This is a genomic window from Cellulomonas sp. P4_H12 (assembly GCF_056400905.1).
Genome location: NZ_JBFUKJ010000053.1, coordinates 1 through 10,610 on the forward strand (window position 1 = coordinate 1; position 10,610 = coordinate 10,610).

Consider the following 10,610-nt stretch of genomic DNA (forward strand, 5'->3'; position numbering starts at 1 on the left):
GGGTCGCCGAGGAGCGCGCGGCAGCAGCCGGCGCCGCGGCCGACGGGGTGCTGCGCGCGGCCACCGCGCTGGCCGACGCCGTGCGGTCCGCGGGGCCGGTGTCCCGCCTCGCCGACCTCACCGGCGGTGGTGGCGGGGACAACGCCCAGAACCTGTCCCTGGCCACGTTCGTGCTGATGCGGCGGTTCGAGGACGTCGTCGCGGCCGCCAACGACCGGCTGCTGGTGATGTCGGACGGTCGGTACGAGCTGGTGCGCAGCGACGAGAAGGAAGACGTCCGGGCCCGGAACACCGGGCTGGCCATGCGCGTGGTGGACCACCAGACCGGGCACCCGCGCGACCCGCGGACCCTGTCGGGCGGGGAGACGTTCTACGTGTCGTTGTGCCTGGCGCTCGGCATGGCCGACGTGGTCACCGCCGAGGCCGGCGGCATCGACCTGGGAACCCTGTTCGTCGACGAGGGCTTCGGCTCGCTCGACCCGCACACCCTCGACCAGGTCCTGGCCGAGCTGGGCCGGCTGCGGGCGGGTGGCCGCGTGGTCGGCGTGGTCTCGCACGTCGAGGCGCTCAAGCAGGCCATCGCCGACCGGATCGAGATCCGCCCGACCCCGGAGGGCCCGAGCACGCTGCTGGTCCGCGCGGGCTGAGGCCCGTCACCAGGCCCAGCCGCGTGACGCGAGCTCGACCTCCTCGCGGAACCGCTCCGCGGGATCACCCTTCGCGACGACCTGCACCTCGACGCCGGCGAGGTGGCACGCCTCGGCCAGCAGCTGGTCGTACGCCAGCTGGGAGGCGATGATCCGCTCCGCGCGGGCGAACGTGTGCAGGTCCAGCTCGAGCGAGCGGACGTGATCGGCGACCACGCCCAGGCGTTCCTGCACGCGGAGCGCCAGGAACGGGTCGTACTCGGGGGCCTTCGGGCGGCGCAGCCGGGCCGCCAGGCGCTCCAGGTGCGTGGCTGACCACGTGCGCCATCGCGGCGGCTCGTCGGGCGACGGGAGCAGCTGCCAGATCGCGCCGAAGACGAGCGCCGGAATGAAGAAGACGGCAACCAGCAGGAGCCAGCTCATCGAGCGTCCTTCATCGAGCGTGTTCTGACCAGGCTAAGTCGCTCGTGTGACGTACGCCACAACAATCTGGTGACGACTGGTCAGGCGCGGAAGGGCGCCGCGTCGGTCTCCTACCGGGCCTCCGCGCCAGCGACGACCGACGGCACGGCCTCGACCACGAGCTCGGCCTCGGGCTCGGCGACGGGTCGGCGTGCCCACGACCGGCGGACGGCGACCAGCAGGATCGCGGCGATGACGATGACCCCGGCCATGACGCCCGCCATGGTCACCGCGGTCGGGGTGCCGCCGAGGCTGGTCAGCGGCGCGATGACCGCGCCGAGCCCGAACTGCAGCGCGCCGAGCAGCGCGGCGGCGGATCCGGCGCGGTGCGGGTTCGACGCGAGGGCGATGGCCGGCGCGGACGGCAGCACGAACCCGGCGGTGCCGAGGGTCAGCACGAGCAGGACGGTCACGGGCCAGAAGGGCGCGCCCAGCAGGGTCGTCGCGAACAGCGACAGGCTCAGCACCAACCCCACGGCCACGGCGCCGGAGAGCACCTGCTCGGGCGTGAACCGGCCGACCAGCGCGCCGTTGACCTGCGAGCCCGCGGTGATGGCGACCGCGCCGGCGGCGAACACCCAGCCGAACTGCTGCGGCGACAGCCCGTAGCCGTCCTGGAACACGAACGTCGAGGACGCCACGTAGGTGAACATGGCCGACAGGTAGAACGCCGACATCAGCGCGAGGCCGAGGAACGGCAGGTCGGTGAGGAGGTCGCGGTAGGTGCGCAGCGCCGCCGTGGTGCCGCCGGTCCGGCGGAGCTCCACGGGGAGGGACTCGCGCAGGGTGAACGCGGCGACCACCAGCAGGATCGCTCCCGTCGAGGCGAGGAACAGGAAGATCAGCCGCCACGAGCCGACGAGCAGCAGCTGGGCGCCGATGGTCGGCGCGAGGATCGGCGCCACCCCGACGACGAGCATCAGGCGGGCCATGACCTTGGAGACGGCGATGCCCTCGAACTTGTCGCGCACGATCGCGAGCGACAGCACCATCCCGGCGGCCGCGGTGAAGCCCTGCACGAACCGGAGGGCGGTGAAGGCCGTGATGTTGTGCACGAGCGTGAGGCCGACGGACACGAGCACGTAGACCGTGAGCGCGCCGAGCAGGGGACGGCGGCGGCCGAAGGCGTCGGAGATCGAGCCGAAGAGCAGCTGGCCCAGGGCGAGCCCGGCGAGCGACGCCGCGATGGTGAGCTGGACGGCGGCCGCGGGCGCGTCCAGGTCGTCGGCGATCTGCGGGAACGCCGCCAGGTAGGTGTCGAAGGTCAGGGGGCCGATGGCGGTCAGTGCCGACAGCAGGAGGACGAAGCCGACGCTCGCGCGCGTCGCGGGGATCCGGGCCATGACAGCCCCAAGGTTGCGGGCCGCAAGCATCTTCCCGCGGTGTCCAACCCGTGGGACAGATCACGTCGGTGTCGTGACCTTGGTCCGTCACGGGAGGCCCGCGGCGTGCCGATACTCAAGGGATGACAGGACCGACGGGTGACGCGTGGTGGGACGACGCCCCCGTCGGCGACCCCCCGGCCGAGCCGCGGGCGCGCGCGCTCTGGCGGCCCGCGCGGATCGCCGGCGTGGTCGGCCTGGTGGTCGTGTCGCTGCTGGGGCTGACGTCGGGCTGGTCCGGCGCCCTCCTGATGGCGAGCCTGTACGTGGGCGCGACGGCGCTCTACGCGCTCGTGCGCCGCAGGTCCTGGCTCGGCGGACCGATGCGCCGCGGCAGCGCGGCGGCGGTGCTGGCGGGATCGGTCGTGGCGCTGGTGGTCAGCGCTTCGGTCGCTGCGCCGCCCGCGGAACCCACGGCGGCTCCGACGACGCCCGCGACGCAGTCCCCGAGCGCCACCGCGACGCCGGACGCGACCGCCACGCCCAGCCTCGAGGAACAGGCGGCGGCACTGCCCGCGCCGGAGCCCGCGCCGACGGCCGACGCGGCGGTCGTGCCCGCCGCGCAGCCGCAGACCGCCCTGGCCACCGCGGCGCTGCTGCCGGTGAAGGGTCGGGCTCCGAAGACCGGCTACGACCGGGACCTGTACGGCCAGGCGTGGAAGGACATGGACCGCAACGGCTGCGACACGCGCAACGACATCCTGCGCCGGGACCTCACCTCGCAGGCGCTGAAGGACGGGACGAACGGCTGCGTGGTGGCGTCGGGCACGCTCCAGGACCCGTACTCCGGGACGGCGATCGCCTTCGTCCGCGGGCAGGACACGTCGTCGGCCGTGCAGATCGACCACGTCGTCGCGCTGTCCGACTCCTGGCAGAAGGGCGCGCAGCAGTGGGACACCGGCAAGCGTGAGTCGTTCGCCAACGACCCGCTGAACCTGCTGGCGGTGGACGGTCCGCTGAACATGCAGAAGGGCGACGGGGACACGGCGACGTGGCTCCCGCCGAACAAGGCGTACCGCTGTGCGTACGTGGCGCGGCAGGTGGGCGTGAAGTACACGTACGGGCTCTGGGTGACGCAGGCCGAGCAGGCCGCGATGGTCGGCGTGCTGTCGACCTGCCCGGCCGAGCCGTTGCCCGCGGGCTCAGCCGTGCCGCCACCGGCTGTCGTCGAGGAACCGGCGCCTGTGGTCGACGCGCCGGTCGCCCCCGCGGCTCCGGCGCCGGTCGTGCCGGCTGCACCGGTCGCGCCGGTCGCGCCCGCCCAGCCCGCGGCCCCGGCCGTCTCCGGACCCTTCAAGAACTGCACCGAGGCCTGGGCCGCCGGAGCAGCGCCCGTGCACGTGGGCGACCCGGGCTACGCGCCCAAGCTGGACCGGGACAACGACGGGATCGGCTGCGAGCGGCGCCCCTGACCAGCGCGGGCGATCGTCGGCCCACTAGCGTGAGGGCCGTGAGCGGACGCGGTGTGGTGGTCGGGGTCGTCGCGGTCGTCGTCCTGGCGGGCGGCGCCTTCGTCGCCGACCGGGTGACGGAGTCGATGGCCGAGCAGCGGGTGGTCGACGCCATCGAGCAGAACCTCGACGGGGTGGTGGGCGCGCCGACCGTCGAGCTGGGCGGCTTCCCGTTCCTGACGCAGCTGGTCGCGGGCTCGATCGACGACGTCACCGGGCAGGTCGACGGCGTCACGCTGGAAGGCATCAAGGCCACGGACGTCACCATCGACGCGCACGACGTCAGCACGTCGGAGCCGTACACGGTGGGTTCGGCGACGATCGCGGCGACCCTGCCGACCGCGTCGATCGAGCAGATCGTCAAGGACAGGTCGCAGCTGGACGTGGCCGTCGCGGTCGACGGCAACGCGCTCACGGCGTCCGGCAAGGTGCTGGGGCTGACGCTGGCCGCGAACCTGGTGCCGCGGGTCGAGGACGGCAAGCTCCTGGTGAACGTCGAGAACGTGCAGATCGCAGGCCTCAAGGTGGACGTCGACAACCTGCCCAGCGCGATCGGCAACCGGCTGACCGACGTGGAGATCCCCGTGAGCGGGCTGCCGGAGGGCCTCGTCCTGTCCGGGGCCTCCGTGGTGAGCTCGGGCGTGCGGATCACCGCGACGGGGACCGACGTCGTCCTGCCCACCGAGGCGCCGGCGGCTGGGTAAGGTCCGTCCTGCCCGACCGCCCGGTCGGACGACGACGGACGAAGGATCCCTGCCCGTGGACTGGCTCGGCGACGCCTGGCACGACATCACGACGGCGCAGCCGGTGCCCTCCAGCACGGTGGTGCTGCTCACCGCGGTCGGCGTGCTCCTCGTCCTCGTGGTGCCGGGCGCGTGGCACGTGGCCCGGCACGGCCTGACCATCGTGCACGAGGCGGCCCACGCCGGGGTCGCGGTGCTCGTCGGCCGGCGGCTGTCCGGGATCCGGGTGCACTCCGACACCTCGGGCCTCACGGTCTCGGTGGGCAAGCCGCGGGGACCGGGCATGGTCGCGACGGCGGCGGCGGGGTACGTCGGGCCGGCCGTGCTGGGCGTGGGGGCGGCGTGGTTGCTGTCCCGCGGGTACGCGGTGGCGCTGCTCTGGATCCTGCTGGTCGTGCTGGTGCTGGTGCTGGTCCAGATCCGCAACTGGTACGGCCTGTGGTCGGTGCTGGTGACCGGGGCGCTGCTGGTCGGCGTCACCGTGTGGGGCTCCGCGACGGTGCAGGGCGTCGCCGCCTACGCGGTGACCTGGTTCCTGCTCCTCGGTGCGCCGCGCGCCGTGCTCGAGATGCAGTCGGAGCGTCGCCGAGCGCGTCGGCGGGGCGTGCCCGACACGTCCGACGCGGGGCTGCTGGGCCGCCTGACCCACGTGCCGGGTGGCCTCTGGGTCGCGATCCTGCTGCTCGTCTGCCTGGCCGCGCTCGCGCTCGGCGCGTCCTGGCTCGTCGGGCTGCAGGTCTAGCCGAACGAGTACCGCATGATCGGACGCTCCGGCGACCGCCGCGCCACCTCGACGAACCCCGCCGCGGCGAACGTGGTCGCATAGCCGGTGCTCGTCGCGCTGGGGGACACCGAGCCGTCCAGCGGATAGGCCTCCACCGCCGGCGCGCCCGCCTCCCGGGCCAGGTCGACCGCCCCGCGGACCAGCGCGCCCATCACGCCGTCGCGGCGGTGCCCCTTGCGGACGTAGAAGCAGCTGATCGCCCAGACGGGCACGTCGTCGACTCGGCGCAGCCGCCAGGCGGCGTCGAGCGCGGGGACGTCGTCGCGCGGAGTGACCTGGCACCAGCCGACGGCGAGGTCGTCGCGGAACGCGAGAAGCCCCGGCGGCGGACCCTGCTCGGCGACGTCGCGCAGCGCGGCGCGGTTCTCGTCCGCCGGGCGGCGTCGGTACCCCGGCCCGATCCGGTACGCCATGCACCAGCACCGGGCCGCCGGGCCGCCGTGGTCGAGCAGCTCCTCGAGCGCCGGCCAGCGGTCGGGCGTCAGAGGCACGACGACGGTCACCGCGACCACGCTGCTCTCCGGTCACCACGCCGTCAACACAGGCATGATCGTCCCGTGATCCTGGTGCGGGGCGGCCGGCTGGCCGAGGGCGAGCTGGTCCGCGCGGACCTGCGCGTGGTCGGCGACCGGATCACCGAGATCGGCCCTGACCTGCCCGTCGACGGCGCGGACGTCCTCGACGCGGACGGCCTCGTGGTCCTGCCCGGGTTCGTCGACGCGCACGCGCACGCCGACGCCGCCGTGCTCGACCCCGAGGTGCAGGCGGCGCTGACCCACCAGGGCGTGACCACCGTGGTGCTCGGCCAGGACGGCGTCTCGTTCGMCCCCTCACCGCCCGGATCCGGCGCCACCCGCTACGCGGAGCGGTACTTCGCCGCGATCAACGGCACGCACCCCACCTTCCGCGACGGGTCCGTCGACGACCTGCTGCGGACCTACGACCGCGCCACGACGGTGCATACCGCGTACCTGGTCCCGCACGGCACGCTGCGGTACGCGGTCATGGGCCCTGACAACCGTCCCGCGCGGTCCGACGAGATCACCGCGATGGTGCGGCTGCTCGAGCAGGGTCTCGACGACGGCGCGCGCGGGATGTCGACCGGGCTCGAGTACGCGCCGGCGTCGTCGGCGGACCGGGACGAGCTCCTCGCCCTGTGCGCGGCGCTCGCGGCCCGGGGCCGCCCGCACGTCTCCCACATGCGCGGGTACGAGGACAAGGCTCCGGCGGCGCTCGCGGAGCTGCTCGACCTGGCGCGCGCCACAGGCGTCGGCACGCACGTCTCGCACTACCACGGGCCGGCCGAGCGGCTCGGTCCGCTGGTCGACGATGCCCTCGCCGAGGGGCTGGACCTGACGTTCGACGCGTATCCGTACCTCAAGGGCGCCTCGATCCTCGCGCTCGTGGCGTTGCCCGACTGGCTCCCGCTGGCGGACGCCGACCGGACCCTCGAGCTGCTGCGGGACCCCGCGGTGGTGGACCGTCTACCGACCCGCGACGAGGTCTGGCCTCGTGTCACCCTGGCCTTTGTCCCGGGAGCGACCTGGGCGGAGGGGCTGCCTCTGCTCGAGGTCGCCGCGCGACTGGGCAGGACGCCGGCCGAGGCCGCCCTGCACCTGTTGCGGACGACGAACCTGCAGGTCGGCTGCGTGTTCGCGCAGCCGCCGACGAACTCCGACGAGTCCCTGCGCGCCCTCCTGCGGCACCGCGCACACTGCGCCGGGTCCGACGGCATCTACCGCGGCGGCCACCCACACCCGCGCGGGTGGGGCACGTTCGCCCGGCTGCTGGGCCGGCATGTGCGCGAGCTGGGCGACTGGGACTGGCCGGCGGCCGCGACGCACCTGTCGACCACCGCGGCCCGACGGTTCGGGCTGGCGGACCGCGGGCGGCTGCGCGTCGGGTACCGGGCCGACCTCGCGATCGTCGACCCGACGACGGTGACCGACCTCGCCACGTACGAGGAGCCCCGGCGGCTGGCGACGGGCGTGCAGGCGGTGCTCGTCGACGGCGTCCCGGCCCTGCGCGACGGCCGCCTCACCGGCGCGCTGCCCGGCCGGCCGATCCGCTGAGGGAGACTGTCCCCCGTAGCGCCCACCACCCCTCGAGAGGCAGCGCGATGACCCGCGAGAAGATCAGCACCCCGGACGCGCCGCAGCCGGCGGGCAACTACTCCCAGGGCATCCGGCTGGGCAACCTCGTGTGGACGGCCGGCTTCGGGCCCCAGGACCCGGTGACCGGCGCGATCCCCGAGTCGGTGGCCGACCAGACCCGGCAGGTGCTGCGCAATGTCGAGGCGACGCTGGCCGCCGCGGGGCTGGACCTGGGCGACGTGGTGAAGACGACGGTCCACCTGGCCGACCTGGCCGACTTCGCGGAGTTCAACGACGCGTACGGCGAGTTCTTCCCGTACCCGAAGCCGGCGCGGACCACGGTCGGCTCGCAGCTGGCGGGCATCAAGGTCGAGATCGACGTGGTCGCGGGGCGGCTCACCAACGACGACTAGATGTCAGGGCCCGGGGCTAGCGTCGCGCGTATGGCGGAGTGGGTGGAGCAGGGCATCCTGACCGGCGCGGGCGCGCATGCTGACCTCCTCGAGGAGCTCCCGGAGGACCCGGCCGGGATCGCGCGCGTGGTCCAGGGCCTGCTCGTGCACGAAGCCTGGGCCGGCGCGTACGGGGTCACGCTCGCGGAGGAGGACCGGGACCGCGTCAACCTGCGGCGGGTGGACCAGGTGCTCGACGCCCTCACCGGCCGCGACGACCGGCCGCTCGACGTGCCGCGGCCGCCGGGGGAGAGGATCGCCACCACGTGCCGCGGCTTCTCGGTGCTGTCCGTGGCGCTGTTCCGCAACCGAGGCGTGCCGGCCCGGGCGCGGTGCGGCTTCGGGGCGTACTTCACGCCCGGCTGGTACGAGGACCACTGGGTGGTCGAGTACCTCGACGGCGACCGGTGGAAGCTGCTCGACGCCCAGATCGACGACGTGCAGCGCGCGCACCTCGGCATCGGCTTCGACCTCACGGACGTGCCGCGCGACCAGTTCGTCGTCGCGGGCGACGCGTGGACGGCGACGCGCGCCGGGCGTGCGGACCCGGACAGGTTCGGTCTCACCTCGATCCACGAGGCGGGTGCGTGGTGGATCGCCGCCAACCTGATGCGGGACGCCGCCGCCCTGGACGGCGTGGAGCTGCTGCCATGGGACCTGTGGGGCGCGATGCCGGAGCCGGAGGACGTCGTCGACGTGGCGCTCTTCGACGAGCTGGCGGCCGCGACCGCCGGCCCGTCGATGCCCGACGTCCGGCGGCTGCTGGCCGACGAGCGGTTGCGGGTGCCCGACGAGGTGTTCAACGTCCAGCACCGCCGCACGGAGGCCGTCGGCTAGCTAGAACCACGTGGTGACGACGTCGACCACCCGGTGGTCGGCGTCGAGGACCGGGATCGCGCGCCACTTGTCGAACGCGGTGCAGGGGTGCGAGATGCCCAGCTCGAGCAGGTCGCCCACGCGCAGGTCGGTGCCGGAGCCCTCCAGGTAGGCGTGCTGGTCGTTGGTGCGCGCGACGGTCCAGCCCTCCACGGCGACGGGCTGCTCTCCCGACCGGTGGCGGCGCAGCGGAACCGGGAGGCCGGCGTCGTAGGGGACGTCCCGCTTGCCGGCGCCGACGATCGCGAGCCCGTCCTCGGGGGTCGACGAGACCTGCGCCCAGACCCGGAGCGCCGGGTGGAGGTCGCCGACGATCCGCGTGAACGGCGTCTCCTCGACGTAGGTGCCGTGGTCGTGGGTCACGTACGAGCCGGACCGCAGGATGGTGGTGCTCGGGACGCCCGCGACCGCGGGGACGCCGAGCACGTCGGCGACGGCGTCGAAGAACGCGGACCCGCCGGCGGACAGGACGACGTGGTCGGCGAGCAGCCCGGCGCCCACGAGCATCTCGGCGATCGCCAGGACCTCGGTCAGGAAGTCGCGCGCGGTCGCGACGTCGGGCAGGCCGCCCTCGTACGCGCTCACGCCCGCGAGCTCGACGCCCTCCACCTGCGCCACGCGCTGCGCCACCGCGAGCGCCTGGTCACCGGTGCGGACGCCGGTGCGTCCCGCGGCGTGGCCGACCTCCAGCAGCACCCGCAGCCGGCCGCCGTCGACCGCGACCGCGGCGATGTCGACCGCCTCGACCGAGTCGACGCAGAACAGGATCTCGGCATCGTCGACCGAGGCGATCCAGCGCAGCACCGTGGGGTCGAGGACCTCGTTGGCGACCAGCAGCCGACGCACCCCGAACGCGTGCGCGGCGAGCAGCTGGTTGCCGGTCGCGACGGTGATGCCCCAGGCGCCGGCGTCCAGCTGGGCGGCGAACAGCTCGGGCGACATCGTCGTCTTCCCGTGCGGCGCGAACGCGAGACCGTGCCGCTGCGTGAACGCGGCCAGCTCCCCGATGTTGTGCGCGAGCGCGTCGGCGTCCAGGGTCATCGCGGGCCACGTCAGGGACCCGTCGTCCAGGGTGTGACCTGCGGCGACGAACTCGCTGCGCGTCACGGGCGTCGGCGCCCAGACGCCCTTCGTGGTGGGGCCGAGCAGGAGGGGCGGGAGGCGCAGCGTCATGGTGCCCTCACCGTACCGACGACGCACCGGTCGAGCTGTCGCTCCAGCGCGGCGTGCTCGACGGCCGTGACCCACAGGCCGTAGGCGGCCTTCACGCGCACCTGCCGGAGCGCGTAGACGCACCGGTAGCCGCGGTTCGGTGGCAGCCACGTGGCCGCGTCGCCGGCGCCCTTCTCCTGGTTGGCGGGACCGTCGACGGCCAGCAGGTTGGCCGGGTCGTTGGCGAACGCCTCGCGCCGGTCCGGCGTCCAGGTCTGCGCGCCGGTCTGCCAGGCGTCGGCGAGGGCGACGACGTGGTCGATCTGGACGTCCGCCGACGACGGCCCGCGCGCGAACGCGATCGGCACGCCCGTGTACGGGTCGTCGAGGGTGCCGCTCAGCACCACGCAGTCCTCGACGACCGTCGCGGCGAGGTCCCGGCGCAGCACGTCGTTGCGGGTGTCGCAGCCGTTGTGGTCGACGTCGGCCCACGCCTGCCCGAACCGCTCCCGGGCGTAGCCGGTGGTCGGCGCGCGGCCGCGGACCTCGAGCGCGGCCAGCGCCGACC

The 10,610-nt window shown here is 74.2% G+C and carries 12 protein-coding genes; 7 read left to right on the forward strand and 5 right to left on the reverse strand.

Going from position 1 to position 10,610, the window contains the following annotated elements:
• Window positions 1-647: SbcC/MukB-like Walker B domain-containing protein (locus AC1DQC_RS19345; protein ID WP_477052860.1), on the forward strand; the 647-nt coding region annotated here is incomplete at its 5' end.
• A 6-nt stretch (window positions 648-653) separates the two neighbouring features.
• On the opposite strand, the gene AC1DQC_RS19350 is transcribed toward AC1DQC_RS19345, so the two are convergent.
• Entirely contained in the window at window positions 654-1,070 is a 417-nt protein-coding gene (locus AC1DQC_RS19350; protein WP_477052861.1) for a hypothetical protein, read from the reverse strand.
• 110 nt (window positions 1,071-1,180) lie between these two features.
• Entirely contained in the window at window positions 1,181-2,452 is a 1,272-nt protein-coding gene (locus AC1DQC_RS19355; protein WP_477052862.1) for a multidrug effflux MFS transporter, read from the reverse strand.
• Window positions 2,453-2,574: 122 nt separating this feature from the next.
• Between AC1DQC_RS19355 and AC1DQC_RS19360 the strand changes: the two genes are divergently transcribed.
• Genes AC1DQC_RS19360 through AC1DQC_RS19370 form a run of 3 tightly spaced genes read left to right on the forward strand, consistent with a single transcriptional unit; the run spans window position 2,575 to window position 5,427 of the window.
• Entirely contained in the window at window positions 2,575-3,903 is a 1,329-nt protein-coding gene (locus AC1DQC_RS19360) for a GmrSD restriction endonuclease domain-containing protein (protein WP_477052863.1), read from the forward strand.
• A 38-nt stretch (window positions 3,904-3,941) separates the two neighbouring features.
• Window positions 3,942-4,646 carry an LmeA family phospholipid-binding protein gene (locus AC1DQC_RS19365; protein ID WP_477052864.1) on the forward strand — a complete coding sequence of 235 codons (705 nt, stop codon included), beginning with the start codon at window positions 3,942-3,944 and terminating at the stop codon, window positions 4,644-4,646.
• 55 nt (window positions 4,647-4,701) lie between these two features.
• Entirely contained in the window at window positions 4,702-5,427 is a 726-nt protein-coding gene (locus AC1DQC_RS19370; protein ID WP_477052865.1) for a M50 family metallopeptidase, read from the forward strand.
• Here AC1DQC_RS19370 and AC1DQC_RS19375 read toward each other — a convergent pair.
• Window positions 5,424-5,972, reverse strand: coding sequence for a GNAT family N-acetyltransferase (locus tag AC1DQC_RS19375; RefSeq protein WP_477052866.1), 549 nt, complete (start codon window positions 5,970-5,972; stop codon window positions 5,424-5,426). The two genes, AC1DQC_RS19370 and AC1DQC_RS19375, sit on opposite strands and share 4 nt — an antisense overlap.
• A 54-nt stretch (window positions 5,973-6,026) precedes the next feature.
• Between AC1DQC_RS19375 and AC1DQC_RS19380 the strand changes: the two genes are divergently transcribed.
• The 3 genes from AC1DQC_RS19380 to AC1DQC_RS19390 are packed head-to-tail and all read left to right on the forward strand — an operon-like array spanning window position 6,027 to window position 8,851.
• A complete protein-coding gene (locus tag AC1DQC_RS19380) occupies window positions 6,027-7,541 on the forward strand; it encodes an N-acyl-D-amino-acid deacylase family protein (protein ID WP_477052867.1) in 1,515 nt (504 codons plus the stop codon).
• A gap of 47 nt (window positions 7,542-7,588) precedes the next feature.
• The gene (locus tag AC1DQC_RS19385; protein ID WP_477052868.1) at window positions 7,589-7,975 is read left to right on the forward strand and encodes a RidA family protein; all 387 of its coding nucleotides are present in this window, start codon (window positions 7,589-7,591) and stop codon (window positions 7,973-7,975) included.
• Between the two features lie 30 nt (window positions 7,976-8,005).
• Complete coding sequence (locus AC1DQC_RS19390; RefSeq protein WP_477052869.1) at window positions 8,006-8,851, forward strand: transglutaminase domain-containing protein; 846 nt, start codon at window positions 8,006-8,008, stop codon at window positions 8,849-8,851.
• Here the strand turns inward: AC1DQC_RS19390 and AC1DQC_RS19395 are convergent, their stop codons facing one another.
• Complete coding sequence (locus AC1DQC_RS19395; protein WP_477052870.1) at window positions 8,852-10,063, reverse strand: type III PLP-dependent enzyme domain-containing protein; 1,212 nt, start codon at window positions 10,061-10,063, stop codon at window positions 8,852-8,854.
• The coding region (locus AC1DQC_RS19400) for an HNH endonuclease family protein (RefSeq protein WP_477052871.1) at window positions 10,060-10,610 on the reverse strand (551 nt) is incomplete at its 5' end. The genes AC1DQC_RS19400 and AC1DQC_RS19395, both read right to left, overlap by 4 nt.